This is a genomic window from Actinomycetospora sp. TBRC 11914 (assembly GCF_012933465.1).
GTDB lineage: Bacteria > Actinomycetota > Actinomycetes > Mycobacteriales > Pseudonocardiaceae > Actinomycetospora.
In genome coordinates this window covers 41,268-58,677 of sequence record NZ_JABBND010000022.1, presented here as the reverse complement: position 1 = coordinate 58,677, position 17,410 = coordinate 41,268, and the positions used below count along the sequence as shown (strand labels likewise).

The 17,410-nt window shown below is 76.3% G+C and carries 13 protein-coding genes and 1 pseudogene; 13 read left to right on the top strand and 1 reads right to left on the bottom strand.

Going from position 1 to position 17,410, the window contains the following annotated elements:
• Positions 1-2 precede the first annotated feature (2 nt).
• The 3 genes from murG (at position 3) to HH311_RS32260 (ending at position 3,699) form a co-directional block, all read left to right on the top strand.
• The gene (gene murG / locus HH311_RS26430) at positions 3-1,172 is read left to right on the top strand and encodes an undecaprenyldiphospho-muramoylpentapeptide beta-N-acetylglucosaminyltransferase (RefSeq protein ID WP_312030422.1); all 1,170 of its coding nucleotides are present in this window, start codon (positions 3-5) and stop codon (positions 1,170-1,172) included.
• Positions 1,173-1,363: 191 nt separating this feature from the next.
• Positions 1,364-2,770 carry a UDP-N-acetylmuramate--L-alanine ligase gene (gene murC / locus HH311_RS26425; RefSeq protein WP_248304249.1) on the top strand — a complete coding sequence of 469 codons (1,407 nt, stop codon included), beginning with the start codon at positions 1,364-1,366 and terminating at the stop codon, positions 2,768-2,770.
• A gap of 71 nt (positions 2,771-2,841) precedes the next feature.
• On the top strand, positions 2,842-3,699 hold the full coding sequence (locus HH311_RS32260; protein WP_169186698.1) for an FtsQ-type POTRA domain-containing protein: 858 nt from the start codon (positions 2,842-2,844) through the stop codon (positions 3,697-3,699).
• 53 nt (positions 3,700-3,752) lie between these two features.
• Here HH311_RS32260 and HH311_RS26415 read toward each other — a convergent pair whose 3' ends face one another.
• Complete coding sequence (locus tag HH311_RS26415; RefSeq protein ID WP_169186697.1) at positions 3,753-4,067, bottom strand: hypothetical protein; 315 nt, start codon at positions 4,065-4,067, stop codon at positions 3,753-3,755.
• Between the two features lie 434 nt (positions 4,068-4,501).
• Here HH311_RS26415 and HH311_RS26410 point away from each other — a divergent pair, with 434 nt between their 5' ends.
• The 10 genes and pseudogenes from HH311_RS26410 to HH311_RS26360 all read left to right on the top strand — a co-directional run bounded on the left by HH311_RS26410 (position 4,502) and on the right by HH311_RS26360 (position 17,390).
• Positions 4,502-5,842, top strand: coding sequence for a hypothetical protein (locus HH311_RS26410; RefSeq protein WP_248304238.1), 1,341 nt, complete (start codon positions 4,502-4,504; stop codon positions 5,840-5,842).
• Positions 5,826-7,514: a polysaccharide lyase gene (locus tag HH311_RS33600; RefSeq protein WP_169186696.1), complete on the top strand. Its 1,689-nt coding sequence runs from the start codon at positions 5,826-5,828 to the stop codon at positions 7,512-7,514. The genes HH311_RS26410 and HH311_RS33600 overlap by 17 nt, the downstream gene beginning before the upstream one ends.
• 491 nt (positions 7,515-8,005) lie before the next feature.
• Complete coding sequence (ftsZ, locus tag HH311_RS26400) at positions 8,006-9,295, top strand: cell division protein FtsZ (protein ID WP_169186695.1); 1,290 nt, start codon at positions 8,006-8,008, stop codon at positions 9,293-9,295.
• A gap of 21 nt (positions 9,296-9,316) precedes the next feature.
• Positions 9,317-10,036, top strand: coding sequence for a peptidoglycan editing factor PgeF (pgeF, locus tag HH311_RS26395; RefSeq protein ID WP_169186694.1), 720 nt, complete (start codon positions 9,317-9,319; stop codon positions 10,034-10,036).
• Between the two features lie 11 nt (positions 10,037-10,047).
• On the top strand, positions 10,048-10,773 hold the full coding sequence (locus HH311_RS26390; protein ID WP_169186755.1) for a YggS family pyridoxal phosphate-dependent enzyme: 726 nt from the start codon (positions 10,048-10,050) through the stop codon (positions 10,771-10,773).
• 878 nt (positions 10,774-11,651) lie between these two features.
• A pseudogene (locus HH311_RS26380) lies at positions 11,652-11,924 on the top strand (cell division protein SepF); the annotation flags it as partial.
• Positions 11,925-12,295: 371 nt separating this feature from the next.
• Positions 12,296-13,243 carry a DivIVA domain-containing protein gene (locus tag HH311_RS26375; RefSeq protein ID WP_169186693.1) on the top strand — a complete coding sequence of 316 codons (948 nt, stop codon included), beginning with the start codon at positions 12,296-12,298 and terminating at the stop codon, positions 13,241-13,243.
• 71 nt (positions 13,244-13,314) lie between these two features.
• On the top strand, positions 13,315-14,943 hold the full coding sequence (locus tag HH311_RS26370) for a hypothetical protein (protein ID WP_169186692.1): 1,629 nt from the start codon (positions 13,315-13,317) through the stop codon (positions 14,941-14,943).
• Between the two features lie 24 nt (positions 14,944-14,967).
• Complete coding sequence (locus tag HH311_RS26365) at positions 14,968-15,795, top strand: methyltransferase domain-containing protein (RefSeq protein WP_169186691.1); 828 nt, start codon at positions 14,968-14,970, stop codon at positions 15,793-15,795.
• A gap of 83 nt (positions 15,796-15,878) precedes the next feature.
• Positions 15,879-17,390: a potassium/proton antiporter gene (locus HH311_RS26360; protein WP_169186690.1), complete on the top strand. Its 1,512-nt coding sequence runs from the start codon at positions 15,879-15,881 to the stop codon at positions 17,388-17,390.
• The last annotated feature ends 20 nt before the right edge of the window (positions 17,391-17,410 follow it).

Sequence of the window (17,410 nt, the reverse complement as noted above, 5' to 3'; positions counted from 1 at the left end):
GCGTGCCCGACCGGCCCCGCGCCACCCAACCGCTGTCCGTCGTCGTCGCCGGCGGCGGCACGGCGGGCCACATCGAGCCGGCGCTCGCGCTGGCCGACGCGGTCCGCCGGCTCCGGCCCGACGCGCGGGTGACCGCCCTGGGCACCGAGCGCGGGCTGGAGACGACGCTCGTGCCGAAGCGGGGCTACGCGCTCGAGCTCGTGCCGCCGGTGCCGCTGCCCCGCAAGCCGTCGAAGGACCTCGCGGCGCTCCCGTGGCGGGTGCTGCGCTCGGTCCGGCGGACCCGGCAGGTGCTGCGCCGGGTCGACGCGGACGTCGTCGTCGGGTTCGGCGGCTACGTCGCGCTGCCCGCCTACCTCGCCACGTGGCTGCCGGGGACCCGGCTACCGGTGGTGGTGCACGAGGCCAACGCCAGCGCCGGGCTCGCGAACAAGGTCGGCGCGCGCCACGCGGCCGCGGTCGCCGCCGCGGTGCCGGGCAGCGGCCTGGACGGCCCGGTGATCGGGATGCCGCTGCGCCGCGCGATCACGACGCTGGACCGGGGCGCGCTGCGGGCCAAGGCCCGCGCCCACTTCGGCCTCGACCCGCACGCCCCGACGGTGCTGGTCTTCGGCGGCTCCCAGGGCGCGCGCTCGCTGAACGAGGCGGTGGCCGGGGCGGCGGGCGAGCTCGGCCGGGCCGGGATCGGGGTGCTGCACGCGCACGGGCCCAAGAACACCGTCGAGGTCGAATCGGTGCCCGGCGCGCCGCCGTACGTGACGGTGCCCTACCTGGAGCGGATGGACCTCGCCTACGCCGCCGCCGACGTCGCGATCTGCCGGGCCGGGGCGATGACGGTCGCCGAGGTGTCCGCGGTCGGGCTGCCCGCGGTGTACGTGCCGCTGCCGCACGGCAACGGCGAGCAGCGGCTCAACGCGCTGCCGGTGGTCGAGCACGGCGGCGGGGAGCTCGTGGACGACGCCGACCTCACGCCCGGGAAGGTCGTCGAGCTCGTCGTGCCGCTGCTCACCAGCGGCGAGCGGCTCTCGGCGATGAGCGCGGCGGCCCGCCGGACCGGCCACGCCGACGCGGACGAGACACTGGCGCGCATGGTGCTGGACGTGGTGGACGGCGCCGGCGAGGCGGGGGGCACCATGGGGGACGTGGTGCGGCACGAGGGGAACGAGCGGTGAGCGAGCAGGAACAGCAGGAGGAGCAGCGGGCGGGGAGCCAGCCCGGAGACGCAGCGAAGCGGAGCTCGACCATCGAGCCCGGAGACGCAGCGAAGCGGAGCTCGACCATCGAGCCCGGTGAGCAGGCGGTGATCCCGGAGCTGCCGCGGCTGCTGTCGCGGGTGCACTTCATCGGCGCCGGCGGCGCGGCGATGAGCGGGATCGCGCGCATCCTGCTCGCCCGGGGCGCGATGGTGTCCGGCTCCGACGCCAAGGACTCCCGCGCGGTGCTCGCGCTGCGCACGCTCGGCGCGGAGGTCGCCGTCGGGCACGACGCGTCCAACCTCGACCTGCTCCCGGGCGGCCCCACCGCGCTCGTCACCACCAAGGCCGTCCACCAGGCCGACCCGGACAACCCGGAGCTGCTCGAGGCGGCCGCCCGCGGCATCCCGGTGCTGCACCGCTCGGCCGTGCTCGCCGAGCTGATGGCCGACCACCGCGCCGCCTGCGTCTCGGGCAGCGCCGGGAAGACCTCGACGACGTCGATGCTGGTCGTCGCGCTGCAGGCGTGCGGCGCCGACCCGTCGTTCATGATCGGCGGTGACCTCCTCGCGTCCGGCTCCAGCGCCCACCACGGCCACGGGGACGTCTTCGTCGCCGAGGCCGACGAGAGCGACGGCTCGTTCCTCGCCTACTCGCCGGCGGTCGCGATCGTCACGAACGTCGAGCCGGACCACCTCGACCACCACGGCACCGTCGAGGCCTACGTGGCGGTGTTCGACGCGTTCGCCGCGCGCATCGAGCCGGGTGGGTGCCTCGTCGTGTGCGCGGACGACGCGGGCTCCGCGGCGCTGGGCGACCGCGCCGAGGCCGCCGGGATCCGCGTCCGCCGCTACGGCCGGGCCGCGACCGGTCCCGACGACGTCCAGGTGCTCGACTACCGCGCCGAGGCCTCCACCGGGCTGGTGCACCTGCGGGTGGGGGCTTCCGAGCACCACGTGCGGCTGGGGGTCGCGGGGGAGCACCAGGCGCTCAACGCGTGCGCCGCGCTGCTCGCCGGCCTCGACCTCGGCGCGCCGCTGTCGCGGCTGCTCGCCGGGCTCTCGTCGTTCACCGGGGTCCGCCGCCGGTTCGAGCTGCGGGGCCAGGCCGCCGGGGTGCGGGTGTACGACGACTACGCCCACGCCCCCACCAAGGTCGCCGCGCAGCTGCGCGCGGCCCGGCCGGTGCTGGGGGAGCGGGGCCGGCTGCTGGTGGCCTTCCAGCCGCACCTCTACTCCCGCACCCGCGACTTCGCCGCGCAGTTCGGTGAGGCGCTCTCGCTGGCCGACGAGGTCGTCGTGCTCGACGTCTACGGCGCCCGCGAGCAGCCCGAGCCCGGCGTCAACGGGAAGCTCATCGCGGACCGGATCGACCTGCCGCCCGACCACGTGCACTACGAGCCCTCCTGGGCCTCGGTGCCGAGCCTGCTCGCCGACCTCGCCCGGCCCGGCGACCTGGTGATCACCATGGGTGCCGGGGACGTCACGGTGCTCGGCCCCGAGGTGCTCGCCGAGCTCGAGCGCCGCGAGGCCCCCGCCCGGCCCGACGCCGTCGGCGCCGGCCGCTCGGGGAGCTGAGCGGCCTGCCCGCCACTCCGCGTCGTTCCCCGACGGGGTCGGCGTCCGGGTCCCGACGCGGCGGTCGGGAGGTGCCGGAGCGCTCCGGTCAGGGCGGGGCGTCGCGGAGCACGCGCGGCACGGCCGGGCGCGGTTCCCGGGGCGCCACCGAGCGACGCGGTGCGGAGCGGGCCCGTCGGCGGCCGTCGAACCGTCCGCCGCGCGACCGCGGTCCCCGCGACCACGCGGCCCTCGAGGCCCGCGCCGCCCGCCGTCGGACGGTCCTGCGCCGCGGGATCGCCGGGGTGGTGACGGCGGGCGTGGTGGCCGGGCTCGTCTGGCTCCTCGGCTTCTCGTCGGTGTTCGACGTGACCGACGTCGAGATCGCCGGCACCTCGCCCGAGACGCTGCCGGCGGTGCGCGACGCCACGCGGGTGGCCCCGGACACCTCGCTGCTCTGGCTCGACACGTCGGCGCTGGACGCGCGGGTCCAGACGATCCCGCGGGTCGCGACGGTGGACGTGCGCCGGTCGCTGCCGCACACCGTGACGGTGACGGTCACCGAGCGGGAGCCCGTGGCCGCGGTGCCGATGGGGACCGGGGTGGCGCTCGTGGACGCCACCGGGTTCGCCTACCGCACGATGCCCGCCCCGCCGACGGGGATCCCGCGGCTCGTCCTGGGGCCGGGCCTCGCGCCGTCACCGTCGGACCCGACGACGGTGGCCGCGGTCCGCGTGCTCGCCGCGCTGCCGGCCGACCTGCGGAGCAAGGTGCTCGAGCTGCGCGCCGCGAGCCCCTACGACGTGTCCTTCACCCTCGACGGCGGCCGGACCGTGCGCTGGGGCGCGGACGCGGACGACGCGCGCAAGGCCGCCGTCCTCGGTCCGCTGCTGGGCCGGCCCGGGTCGACCTACGACGTCTCGACCCCGGACCTGCCCGTGGTGTCCTGAGCGGCGTGTGTCCTGAGCGGCGTGTGTCCTGGGCGGTGTGTCCCGGCGGGGCCTCAGCCGCCCCAGGTGACCTGGCGCAGCCCGTGGCGGTCCGGCGGGCCGGACTCGGCGGCCCCGGACGGGTCGACGGGCGAGCCGTGCGCCGTCCCGCCGGTCTCGGGGTGCACGTCGTCCTGGTCGCCGCCGGAGGGCGTGGCGCCGTCCTCGAGCTCCTGACGCCGGGTGCGCAGCACCTCGAGGACCGGCAGGCGGTCGCCGTGGGCCTGCTCGTGCTCGATCAGCTCGTCGAGCCCGGCGAGGTCCAGCGACCGGATGCGCTGGGCCACCGCGGGCAGCGGGAGGTGGTCGAAGTCGGGGATCGGGGTCATGCGGCCCTCCTCGTCGTCGGGGTCGGGGCTCGCGGGCTACCCCGTCACCGGTCGCTCCGTACCGTCCGGCCGGCCGGTGCTGAGGTGAAGGACACGTGAGAGGGGGTGGCGGGCGCACGCCGCGACGGGGCCGGGGCCGCCCTCCCCGTTCTGGTCACGCATCGTCACCATTCTCCGTGACCGAGCCCGTCGCGGAGCGTGCTCCGCGCCCGCCGAGCCACCCGGACGGGATCTTCCCCCGACCCGGACGGGCGACGTCGAGGGTGCTCCGACCTGCGACGACGGGTGTCACCCGGCTGGCTATCACTCACGCGCACACCTCCTGTCGCTCTTGACCCAGCTGTGTCACGGAGCGTCAACTCTGCGGCGTCCCAGGTCCGGGGCGCGCGGCGTTCGGGGTCGCGCCGGACCCGGGGACGGCGGAGGAGAGGACGATGACCGAGACGACCGCGCGGGCGGGCCGCGACCGTGGGCTCGCGGGCCGGCCACCGCGTGGCGGGGGGACGACCCGGACCGCTCTCGGGGCGGCGCTCGCCGCGGGACTCGCGGTGCTCGCGCTGCTGTCCCCGGCCGCGGCCGCCCCGGCGCGCGCGGCGGTGCCGGGGGACACGTGGATCGCCGAGCTCGCCGTCGAGGGGGGCGACGACGCGAACGTCGTGGCCGCCGGCGGGGCCGTCCGCCTCGCCGGTGCCACCGTGCGCGCCCAGAGCGCCCGCTCGCCACTGGCCGAGGGCGAGCTGCTCCTGGCCCCGCGGCGGATGCCGAGCCCGGTGGACCGGGTCAGCGCCGACGTCACCGCCGACGTCCCGCCCGGCGCCCAGGTGACCGTCGACGTCCGCGGGCTGCGGTCCGACGGGACGTGGAGCGGCTGGGTCACCGCGGCCCCCGGCGGCCCGGCCGTGCTGCCCGAGGCGACCACCCAGGTCCAGGTCCGCGCCACCCTCGTCGCGGGCGACCACGGCGCCGGCCCGGCGCTGCAGCGCCTGTGGCTCTCCGCCGACCGCACCCGCGCGGCCGTCCCCGCCGCGCCGACGACGCTGCCCATCCCCGCCGCGCCCGGGACCGCCGCCCCGGCCCCGCTGGCGACCCCCGCGGTGAGCAGCCGCGTGTTCGCCACGCGCGAGGGCCTGGTGGGCGGCACCACCGCCAACGGCCACGTGATCGTCAACCGGGACCACTTCGTCGCGCTGCCCTCGCGCCGCGGCCTCTCGCCCCGGGACACCGGCGACTACACCGTCAAGGTCTGCGCCCCGAACGGCCGCTGCGCCTGGTCGCCGGTGTGGGACGTCGGGCCGTGGAACACCACCGACGACTACTGGAACCCCGCCGCCACCCGCCAGACCTGGAAGGACCTCCCGCAGGGCACCCCCCAGGCCCAGGCCGCGTTCCAGTCGCGCTACAACGGCGGCAAGGACGGCTTCGGCCGCACCGTGGCCAACCCGGCCGGGATCGACCTCGCCGACGGCACCTTCTACGACGACCTCGCGCTGAAGGACAACAGCTGGGTCACCGTCACCTACCTCTGGACCGCCACCGGCCCGTCCGGCCTGGCGAAGCCCACCGGCGCGCCCACCCTCGTCGTCCGGTCCGCCCCCAGCGACGCCTCGTCGGCCGTGGGCGCCGTCGCGGGCGGGGCGCGCGTGGCCGTCCAGTGCACCGCCGCCGGGCAGCTGCGCTCCGGCACCCAGGGCACGAGCAGCAGCTGGCTGCGGATCGGCCCGGCCCAGTACGTCCCCGCCGCCGGTGTGGAGGCTCCCCGTGTCGCGTCCTGCTGACCTCGTCGACGACCTGTTCTCCGAGACCCCCACCGTCGAGGTGACCGCCGCCGCGCGGGCCACCGTGACGGCCACTCCGAGCCGCCGGGATTCGGGCCGCCGGGGGCCGGCCCGCCACGAGCCGCTCGCGCCGCGCCCGCTCTCGCCCCACGCCGGCGCCGGGGCACGCCCGCTGCCGCCGCCGGACCCCCGCCGCGCCCGCCGCCGGCGGCGGGCCGCGCTGCTCGCGGGGGCCGGCGTGCTCCTGGCGGGCATCGTCGGGCTCGCCGCGTCGGCCACCGCCGTGCCCACCGGCGAGAGCTGGGGCGCCGAGCTGTCGGTCTCCGGCGGCGACGACGTCAACGTGCGCCTCGCCGACGGCGCGGTCCGCCTCGTGACCCCGTCCACCGAGCGGAAGCGCTCCGAGGGCGTCATGGTCCTCGCCCCGCGGCGGCCCGCGGCCCCCGCGAACGCGATCACCGCCGACCTCACTGCCGACCTCCCGCCCGGCACCTCGGCCCGCGTCGACGTCCGCGGCATCCTCCCGACGGGCGCGTGGAGCCGCTGGATCCCGACGAAGGGCGGGGCCCGCACCGTCCTGCCGGCCACGACCACCCAGGTCCAGGCCCGGATCGTGCTGACCGGCGGGTCGGGGGCGGTGAGCCCGGCGGTCCAGCGGCTGTGGCTGACGACCTCGAGCACCTCCACCGCGCCGTCCCCGGCCACGGCGCCGGTCGCACCGAGCACGACCGCGGCGCCGCCGCCGGCCCCGACGCCGCCCCAGTCGACCGCGGCGGCGCCCTCGCCGTCGCACACCCCGGCCGCACAGGTGGCCGTGCCCGGCGTCGGGGGGCTCTCGATCCTGTCCGCGCCCGAGGAGGGCTCCCCGTCGACGACGGTGACCACGGTCCCGACGACGTCGCCGGACGCCGGCACCGGCACGACGAAGCCCTCGACGACGAAGCCCGGCACGACGAAGCCCGGCGCGACGAAGCCCAGCACGACGAAGCCCGCCGCGCCGGCCGCGGCCGCGCCCAAGGCCCTGTGGGACTCCGACATCACCGGGCAGGCCCTCGGCATGTTCAAGGACACGCCGTGGAACTTCGTGGGCGCCAAGCAGCCCACGGTCGTCCCGGCCACCGACCTGCCGGGGCAGAAGGCCCTGAAGTTCACGATGCCGGGCGGGGCCAAGCGCGCCGAGATCGAGCCGAACGTCGACAACTTCACCGAGGGCCAGGACCGCTACATCCGCATGACCGTGCGGCTCGCGCCCGACTTCCCGATCGACACGAACACCTGGCAGCTCATCACGCAGTTCAAGAACGAGGGCGAGGGGAGCCCGCCGCTGGAACTGCGGATCGGGAAGGGGAACTTCATCCTCTCCGGCGGCGCCGACGCGCCGGGCGGGTCGAAGAACTTCGACAAGACGATCGCGCCCGCCGTCGTCGGGAAGGTCACGACGCTCGTGCTGCACGTGAAGTTCTCGTCCAAGAGCTCCGTCGGGCTCGTCGACGCGTGGGTGGACGGCCAGCAGAAGGTCACCGGCTTCCACCCGCCGGCCGGCACGCTCTACTCCGGCGACTACAGCTATTGGAAGCTCGGGCTCTACCGCGACACGAGCATCGGGCAGACCGCGACCTACGAGCTCTCCGACGCCCGCCTCGGCGACTCCTACGCCTCCGTGGCCGGCTGACCCGAGGCCGTCCCCGACCGAGGGGCCCATCGCCCGGACACCCGGGCGAGGGCCCTTCGGCGGGCAGGCGCCGGACTGCCTCCGTGATCAGGGGTACGTGGGGCAGCCCGAGCGGCGGCTGGACCTGCGTCCTGTGCCCCTCGCGGCGAGGCGCCCTGCGTCTCCGAGACCCGAGCATCCCTCTGCCGCACGACCGCCGCGCCCGCGAGGGGAGCATTCGGTCGATCTAGTCGCACGAGGGTTCCCCTCGCGCCAGGACGAAGGCCCCGAACTCTCGACCTGGGATCGAGAGTTCGGCGAACGGGTGAGGCCGACCGTGACACGCCCGGCGCGCCTGCTGGAAAAGGCGCGCGTCGGCTGCCTACGGTCGCGCCCGACGCCGGCGGGGCGGCCCCGAAGCATAGACCTCCACTCGAGGTCGAAGGTTGAGGGTTCGTGCGCGTGTCGGGCCGGTGTCGCTCCCGAGCGCTCCCGTGGTGAAAGGCGGTTCCATGACGCCCCCGCACAACTACCTGGCCGTGATCAAGGTCGTCGGCATCGGTGGCGGCGGCGTCAACGCCGTCAACCGCATGATCGAGGTCGGTCTGAAGGGCGTCGAGTTCATCGCGGTGAACACCGACGCCCAGGCCCTGCTGATGTCCGACGCCGACGTCAAGCTCGACGTCGGCCGCGAGCTCACCCGCGGGCTCGGCGCCGGCGCGGCCCCCGACGTGGGCCGCCGTGCGGCCGAGGACCACGCCGAGGAGATCGAGGAGGTCCTCAAGGGGGCCGACATGGTCTTCGTGACGGCGGGCGAGGGCGGCGGCACCGGCACCGGCGGTGCGCCGGTCGTCGCGAGCATCGCCCGCAAGCTCGGCGCGCTGACGATCGGCGTCGTCACCCGGCCCTTCTCCTTCGAGGGCAAGCGACGCGCCACCCAGGCCGAGAACGGCATCACCGAGCTGCGCAACGAGTGCGACACGCTCATCGTCATCCCGAACGACCGGCTGCTGCAGCTCGGCGACGTGTCGCTCTCGCTGATGGACGCCTTCCGGTCGGCCGACGAGGTGCTCCTCTCCGGTGTCCAGGGCATCACCGATCTGATCACCACGCCCGGTCTGATCAACCTGGACTTCGCCGACGTCAAGAGCGTCATGTCCGGGGCGGGCAGCGCGCTGATGGGCATCGGCTCCGCGCGCGGTGACGGCCGCAGCGTCGAGGCGGCGGGCAAGGCCATCAACTCGCCGCTGCTCGAGGCGTCGATGGACGGCGCGTACGGCGTGCTGCTCTCGATCGCCGGCGGCTCCGACCTCGGGCTGTTCGAGATCAACGAGGCCGCCTCGCTGGTCCAGGAGGCCGCCCACCCCGACGCGAACATCATCTTCGGGACGGTCATCGACGACTCCCTCGGCGACGAGGTCCGTGTCACCGTCATCGCGGCGGGCTTCGACTCGGGCTCGCCCACGCACAAGAAGCTCCCGGGCGAGATGCTCGGCGGGGGCTCCGCGGGCCCCGGCGGTCCGGGCCGGCCGTCCTCGGCCACCGCCTCGGCGCAGGCGGGCCAGGTCCGCCAGCCCCCGCGGGCGCCGGAGCCGGCGATCCCGCCGGCGGTGGCCGCCGCCCCGACGATGCCGACCACGCCCGCCGTCTCGCGGGAGGAGGCGGCCGCGTCGGCGCCCGCGTCGGAGGGTCCGTCGGACACCTCGGCCCCCGACGCCGGGTCCGAGGGCACGACGACGGCCCCGGCCGCCAGGACCCGGGGCGACGAGGACGACGTCGACGTCCCCTCCTTCATGCGCTGAGCGGGCCTGGATGATGGTGGCGTGCGGGTCCGTCGTGTGCTGACCACTCGTGCGGGCGGCCGGTCGCGGCCCCCGTACGACTCGTTCAACCTGGGTGACCACGTGGGCGACGAGCCCGCGGCTGTCGCCGCCAACCGCGACCGCCTCGCGCGCGGGATCGGGCTCGACCCGTCCCGGGTGGCGTGGATGAACCAGGTGCACGGGACCGACGTCGCCGTCGTCGAGGGCCCCCAGCAGGAGGTCCCCACGGCCGACGCCCTGGTGACCGACCGGCCGCGCCAGGCGCTCGCCGTCGTCGTCGCGGACTGCGTCCCGGTGCTGCTCGCCGACCCCGAGGCCGGGGTGGTCGCCGCCGCCCACGCCGGGCGGACCGGGGCGGCCGCCGGGGTCCTGCCGCGCACGCTCGGCGTCATGGAGGGGCTCGGCGCCGAGCGCGACCGGATCGAGGTGCTGCTCGGCCCGAGCGTCTGTGGCCGGTGCTACGAGGTCCCCGCCCAGATGCGCGACGAGGTCGACGCCGTGCTGCCCGGCAGCGCGGGCACCACCCGCGTCGGGACGCCGTCGCTCGACCTGCACGCCGGACTCGTCGTCCAGCTCGAGGGCCTGGGCGTCCCCAAGATCGACGCCGACGCCCGGTGCACCCTCGAGGACGACCAGCTCTTCAGCCACCGCCGCACCCGGCCGACCGGACGCTTCGCCGGGGTCACGTGGTGGGAGTACGACACGGCCGGGCGGCGGTGAGCGCGGCCGACGTGCCCCGGGACCCCGAGGATCGCCGGGCCGCCCTGTCCCGCTCGCTCGAGGAGGTCCGCGCCCGCATCGACGCGGCCGCCCGCGCGGCCGGGCGCGATCCCGCCGAGGTGTCGCTGCTCGCGGTCACCAAGACCTGGCCCGCCTCCGACGTCGCCCACCTCGTCGACCTCGGGCTCGCCGAGTTCGGGGAGAACAAGGAGCAGGAGGGCGCGGCGAAGGCCGACGAGCTCGCCCGGCTGCGTCCCGGGGCCGCGGTGCGCTGGCGGATCGTCGGCCGGCTGCAGCGCAACAAGGCCCGCCACCTCGCGCGCTGGGCCCACGCGGTGGACTCGGTGGACTCGGAGCGCCTCGTCGACGCCCTCGACCGCGCGGCGGGGAACGCCCGCGACGCGGGGGAGCGCTCCGGGCCGCTCGCGGTCCTGGTCCAGGTGAGTCTCGACGACGCCCCCGGCCGCGGCGGCGCCTCGATCGCCGATGTCCCGGCCCTCGCGGACCGTGTCGCACAGAGCGAGCACCTCTCACTCGACGGCGTGATGACCGTGGCCCCGCAGCACGCCGATCCCGCGGAGGCCTTCGCCACGTTTGCCGAGCTCGCGGGGCGGGTCGTCGCAGCGCACCCCGGTGCCACGACGCTCTCAGCAGGCATGTCGGGGGATCTCGAGGCCGCGATCGAGCACGGTTCCACGTGTGTGCGTGTCGGTACGGCTCTCCTCGGCGCCCGGTAGCTAGCGTTCCGTGTGAGTGAATGACACGGATGCAATTCCCCGGTACGTCGGGGTGCCGTGGACATCGCACGGACGGTCGACGTGAAGGGGAGAGGGCTGCCATGACCGCACTGCACCGCGTGAAGGCCTACTTCGGCATGGTGCCCGCGGACGAGCTGGACTCCTACGACGGGTACGGCGACTACCCCGACGCCGACCGGTACGACGAGGACCGCCGCGACGACCGCTACGCCCGCCGGTCGCGCCTCGACCGCTACGACACCTACGGCGGCGACGCGCACTCCGCGTCCCGCTACGACGACGCGCGCCACGGCTCGGACCGGTACGGGTCCGACCGCTACGGCGTGGGTCGCTACGGGTCGGACCGGTACGGGGCCGACCGCTCCGACCGCTCGGACCGGGACGACGACCACGAGGACCGCTACGCGTCCTCCCGGTACGACCGGTTCGACGCCGACCGCCACGACGCGGACCGGTCGGACCGGTCGGACCGGTCGGACCGCGCCGACTCCGGGCGCTTCGAGCTCGACCCCCACGAGCGCCGCGAGCCCGCCCGCACCCCGCACACCCCCAAGCCCCGCGACCCCGAGCCCGAGGTCCGTTCCGGGGCGGACCACGACCGGACCGGGTCCGGCGACCGCGACGAGGAGGCCGACGTGTCCGTCCGCTCGAGGGGCCGCGCGTGGGAGCACAACACCGGTCCCAACCACACCTCGCGCAGCCGCTCGGGGACGCTGACGTCGGTCGGGTCCGGCTCCTCGGGGTCCTCGCTGTCCGGGGCGCTCGGCGCGTCGGGCGCGGCGGCCCTCGCCCTCGAGGAGCCGGCGCGGCGCCCCGCCGCGGACGTGGCAGCGGTGCCCGACACCCCCGCCGTCCCGGAGATCACGACGCTGCAGCCCACCAGCTACAACGAGGCGCGGGTGATCGGCGAGCGCTACCGGGACGGCATTCCGGTGATCATGAACCTCACCGAGATGGACGACGCCGCGGCGAAGCGGCTCGTCGACTTCGCGGCCGGTCTCGCCTTCGCGCTGCGGGGGTCGATCGAGAAGGTCACCAACCGCGTGTTCCTTCTCTCACCGCCCAACGTCGAGGTCTCCGCGTCCGACCGCCGCAAGCTCGCCGAGAAGTCCTTCTCCACTGCTCCCTGAGCCGAATCTGAGAGCCGACAAGACCTTCGGGGCTGATTGCGGTGGGTGGTCGAACAGCCGCGGTGAGCGTCCGGTCGAGCTGCGGACGCGGCGTGGAGAAGGAGAAGTACGGGTGTCACCGCCCGTGGGCGGCGGTGAGTGGTTCCTCCCCGTCCGGCCGATCGCTCTCCGGCGTGTCGCGAGGTACGCGTGTGGGTGGTCGACCGGTCCTTCGTGGCGCTGAGTCACCGATCGGGCGTCGTGAGCAGCGCACCACTGGACCCGTCCACTATGGTTCACCTGCTCGCAGAGGTCATACTCTGCGTGTCGCGGAGCTCGAAGAGCCCGAGGTACCTGGGGTTCCGCAGCCGAGGAGTGCTTGAGGAGATCCGATGCCGCTGACCCCTGCCGACGTCCACAACGTCGCGTTCAGCAAGCCGCCGATCGGCAAAAGGGGCTACAACGAGGACGAGGTCGATGCCTTCCTCGACCTCGTGGAGGCCGAGCTGGGGCGTCTGATCGAGGAGAACAACGACCTGCGCGAGCAGGTCGAGCAGCTCGAGCAGCAGCTGTCGAGCGCGCACTCCGACCTCGACGACGCCCGGACGAAGGCCGCCCAGGCCCAGTCCTCGGCCTCACAGGCCCCGCCGCCGTCGGCCGCCCAGACCACGATGGTCGCCCCGCACCAGCAGCAGCGTCCCGTCGAGGACGCCCCGCGCACGGTGCAGCAGCCCATGCCGGTGCCGCAGCAGCCGCCGCAGACCCAACAGGCCTCGGGGATCGTCCCGCCGCCCTACGGCGGGGACGCCGCGGCGATGGGCGGCAACGGCGACCACCACGTCCAGGCCGCCAAGGTCCTCGGACTCGCACAGGAGATGGCGGACCGGCTCACCGCCGAGGCGAAGTCCGAGGCGGACGGCATGCTGTCCGACGCGCGGACGAAGTCCGAGCAGCTCCTCTCGGAGGCCCGCACGAAGGCCGACAGCATGGTCAACGAGGCCCGCAGCCGGGCCGAGACGATGCTGAACGACGCGCGGACCCGCGCGGAGACGCTCGAGCGGCAGGCGCGGGACAAGGCGTCGACCCTCGAGCGGGACGCGCAGCGCAAGCACAACGAGACGATCACCCTCATCGAGCAGCAGAAGACCGGCCTCGAGAAGAAGATCGACGAGCTGCGCACCTTCGAGCGCGAGTACCGCACGCGACTCAAGACCTACCTGGAGTCGCAGCTGCGGGACCTGGAGGGCCGTGGGTCGGCCGCGCCGGCCGACGGCAGCCGCAACGGCTCCGGGGGATACGCGACCAGCGGTTACGGCTCCCGGGCCGAAGCCGGCAGCTGAGTCGGGCGATCCGGTCGGGGCAGGGGAAGGCTTCCGTCCGGTGACCCGGCGCGGTACGTGAGGGGTCGACCGTGCTTCTGCTCGTCCTGCTCTGCGTCGTCATCGCCTTCGGGCTGCTCGTCGTCGCCGTCGTCACGACGACGGCGGCGTGGGCCTGGGGTTCCGTGGTCGCGAGTGCGGTCGCGGCGGTCCTGCTGGCCGCGGACTTCGTGCGCCGCCGCCGGGCCGCCGCGGCGGCTCCGGCGGGCACGCCCGCGGCGGGGGAGGACAGCTGGCAGCACGCCCCCGGGGCGTCGCAGCCCCAGCCGGTCCAGGCCGGTCCCGGCCCGGGCGGTGTCGGTCCGGGCAGCGGTGCTCCCGAGCCGGGCGCCCCGCGGGCCTTCGCCGGCGGCGGCACGGGGCCCGGTGGCCCCGGCGCGTCGGGAGGCGCGCCGGGTGGTGGTCCGGCAGGGAACGGCGGCCCGGCCGCCAACGGCGCTCCGGCGGGCACCGGTGGGTCCGCCGGTGGTCCGGTGGACGGCGGCCCGTCGAGCAACGGCGCCCCGGCGGGCGCCGGCGGCTTCGGCGGTCCGGGCGGTCCCGGTCAGGGGCCCGGCCAGCAGGGGCCCGGTCAGCAGGGGCCCGGCCGGCCCCCGATGGGGCCACCCCCGATGCGCCCGCGCGGAATCCCGCCGGGCTTGCGCGCGACGACGTCGGGCCGGATCGGGAACGACCCGTCGCGCGTGCCGAACGCGCCGGAGGGCTCACGCTTCCTCGGGCTGGTCCCGCTCCCGAACACTCCCGCGGCCGGTCCGTTCGCCCCGCCCGGGCGGCCCTACGGCCCGCCTCCGGGCGGTCCGCGCCAGGGCGGACAGCCGCAGGGGCCGCAGGGTCAGCAGGGCCCGCCGCCCGGTGGCCCGACGCAGCAGACGGGCGCGACCACGCAGGCCGGCCTCACCCAGGCCGGCCCGACGCAGGCCGGGCCCACCCAGGCAGGCCCGACGCAGGCCGGGCCCACCCAGGCCGGGCCCACCCAGGCCGGGCCCACGAGCCAGGGCCCGGGTGCGCAGCCGCCGGGCCGCCCGCCCCAGGAGCACGACGGGCGGGGAACGGCAGCCGGTGCGGGTCTCGCCGCGGGCGCGGCCGCGGCCGCCGGTGCGGCGGCGGGCCGCCGCGACCACGACGACGAGGACGACGCCACCTCGCGGATGCCCGCCGAGAGCCTCGACCGCCTGCGCGGCGACGCCGGCGCCGACGGCCGGACGGGGAGCTCCCCGTCCGACTCCGGCCAGGGCACGCCCCCGTCCGGACCGCCCGAGACGCCCCACACCTCCGACGGCACCGGCCACCCGGAGCAGCCCGCCACCCAGGCCGGGCCCCAGCAGGCCGGACCTCAGCAGGCCGGACCTCAGCAGGCCGGCGGCAACGGGGGCCCCGTCGGCAACGGGGGCCCGCCGCGGGGCGGACCCCCGCCCCGGGCGCCGCAGCCCGAGGACGAGAACCCGGACCAGGCGACCCTCGACGCCGTCGTCACCCGCGTGGACGAGGTGCTCGTCATCGACGAGGAGCCGCACTTCCACCTGGGCCGCTGCGGCTACCTGTTCGGGCGCGAGGTGATCCCGCTGCCGGTGTCGGAGGCCCTGGAGCTCGGCTTCGCCGGGTGCTCGTGGTGCCAGCCGGTCCGGTCACTCGCCGAGCAGCACGCCGACAGCCGACGCTGACCCGCGCCCGCCGGGCGTGATCAGATGGCGGCCATGGAGACGATCGGGGTGGAGACGACCGGGACGGACACGGCCGCCGCGCGCTGGACGGCCATGATGGACGCGCGCCGGGTGCCGGAGGAGATCCTCGCCCACGCCCCGGCGAGCCCGTACCGCCAGGACCCCGAGCGGTTCCGCGCGGCGACCGAGCCGCCGGACACGCCGTCACGCACCGCCGCGCTGGCCTTCCTCGCCGAGACCCCCGCCGACCGCCGGGCGCTCGACGTGGGCTGCGGGGCGGGCGCCGCGTCGCTGGCGCTGGCGGGGGAGGTCGACCACGTCGTCGGGGTGGACCCGGCGTCGGACATGCTGGCCGCCTTCGCGGCGGCCTGCCTCGACCGCGGCGTGCCCTACCAGGCGGTGCTCGGCACCTGGCCGGAGGCGGCCGGGGACACCGGGGACGCCCCGCTCGTGCTCTGCCACCACGTCGGGTACGACACCACCGACCTGGCGGGCTTCGCCGCCGGGCTCACGGCCGCCGCCACCACCGGGGTGGTGCTGGAGCTGCACGCCGAGCACCCGCAGGCCTGGCTCGACCCGCTGTGGCGGCGCTTCCACGGCCTCGAGCGGCCGGCACCACCGACGGCCGACGACGCGCTCGCCGTCCTCACCGAGCTCGGCGTCGGGGCGCAGGTCGAGCGCTGGACCGCCGGACCCCGCCCGCTCGAGGACCCGCAGGCGCGGGCCGTCCGCGTCGCGCGCCGGCTCTGCCTGCCGCCCGAGCGGGTGCCGGAGGTCGCCGACGCCCTGGCGGCCGATCCGGGCCTGGCCGGCTCGCCCCGCGAGCGGGTCACCGTCACCTGGCGCCCCTGACCGGGCGTCACCACCCGGGACGGGCCACCGCCCGCCGGTAGGATCGTCTCCTCCGGTGGCGGGGACAGGAGGGTCGCGAGCGCGTGGACCGGTTGCCGGTGCTGCTGGGGATCGGATCCGGGGTCGTGCTGCTCTCGGTGGTCGCGGTCCGGCTGTCCACCCGCGTCGGGCTGCCGTCGCTGCTGCTCTACCTCGGCATCGGGGTCCTCCTCGGCGAGGCCGGGCTGGGGATCCACTTCGACGACGCCGAGCTCACCCAGATGCTGGGGCTCGCCGCCCTCGTGCTCATCCTCGCCGACGGCGGCCTGTCCACCCGCTGGTCGACCGTCCGGCCCGCGCTCGGTCTGGGCGTCGCGCTCTCCACGGTCTCGGTCGTCGTCAGCATCGTCACCACCGGCCTCGCCCTGCACTGGCTGCTCGGGCTGGACCTGCGGGTCGGCTTCCTGTGGGGCGCGGTGCTCTCCTCCACCGACGCGGCCGCGGTGTTCAGCGTGCTGCGCGGCCTGGGCCTGCGCGGGCGCCTCGTCGGGGCGCTCGAGCTCGAGTCGGGTCTCAACGACGCCCCGGTCTTCATCGCGGTCGTCCTGCTCGCCTCCACCGCGGACTTCACGTGGGCCGACCCGCTGCTCGTCGTGTACGAGCTGGTCGTCGGGGCCGTCCTGGGCGCGGTCCTCGGCCGGCTCGGCGCCGCCGGTCTCTCCCGCGCCGCCCTCCCGGCGACCGGGCTGTACCCGCTGGCCACGCTCGCGGTGTGCGTCGGGGCCTATGCCCTCGTCCAGTGGCTGCACGCCTCGGGCCTGCTCGCCTGCTACGTCGCCGCCCTCGTCCTGGGCAACGCGACCCTCCCGCACCGCGAGAGCACCCGGTCCTTCGCCGAGGGACTGGGCTGGCTCGCGCAGATCGGGCTGTTCGTGCTGCTCGGGCTCTACGTCTCCCCGGACCGCCTGCTCGCCGCCGTCGTCCCGGCCGTCATCGCCGCCGCGGTGCTGCTCGTGGTGGCGCGCCCGCTGTCGGTGGTCGCCGCCGCGAGCTGGTTCCGCGTGCCGTGGCGGGAGCAGGCGTTCCTGTCCTGGGCGGGGCTGCGCGGGGCGGTCCCGATCGTGCTCGCCCTCGTCCCGCTCACCACCGGCCTGCAGGGCGCGCGCGAGCTCGTCGACGCGGTGTTCGTGCTCGTCGTCGTGCTCACCCTGGTGCAGGGCACGACGCTGCCCGTCGTCGCCCGGGCGCTCGGCCTCGCCGCCCCGCCGGTCCGCGAGATCGAGGTCGACGCCGCGCCCCTGGAGTCGGTCCGGGCGGACCTGCTGCAGATGACGGTGCCGCAGGGCTCGAAGATGCACGGGGTCTACGTGCGCGAGCTGCGCCTGCCCGGCGGCACCACGCTGTCGCTCGTCGTCCGGGACGGCGCGAGCTTCACCCCGCAGGGCGAGACCCGCATCCAGGAGGGCGACCAGCTCCTCGTCGTCGCGACCGGGACCGCCCGCGACGCCGCGGAACGGCGGCTGCGCGCCGTCGACCGCTCCGGCCGCCTCGCCCGCTGGCGGGGCGACGAGGGCGGGACGCCCCCGGTGCGGCCGCGCGAGCCCCCGGGCACCTGAGGCACGACCGTTGCCCGCCG

Bases quoted from the DNA above. Each gene is read 5' to 3' on its own strand.
- murC (WP_248304249.1), top strand. From the start codon at position 1,364: ATGAGCGGGATCGCGCGCATCCTGCTCGCCCGGGGCGCGATGGTGTCC.
- HH311_RS26365 (WP_169186691.1), top strand. From the start codon at position 14,968: ATGGCGGCCATGGAGACGATCGGGGTGGAGACGACCGGGACGGACACG.
- ftsZ (WP_169186695.1), top strand. From the start codon at position 8,006: ATGACGCCCCCGCACAACTACCTGGCCGTGATCAAGGTCGTCGGCATC.
- HH311_RS26410 (WP_248304238.1), top strand. From the start codon at position 4,502: ATGACCGAGACGACCGCGCGGGCGGGCCGCGACCGTGGGCTCGCGGGC.
- HH311_RS26375 (WP_169186693.1), top strand. From the start codon at position 12,296: ATGCCGCTGACCCCTGCCGACGTCCACAACGTCGCGTTCAGCAAGCCG.
- HH311_RS26415 (WP_169186697.1), bottom strand. From the start codon at position 4,067: ATGACCCCGATCCCCGACTTCGACCACCTCCCGCTGCCCGCGGTGGCC.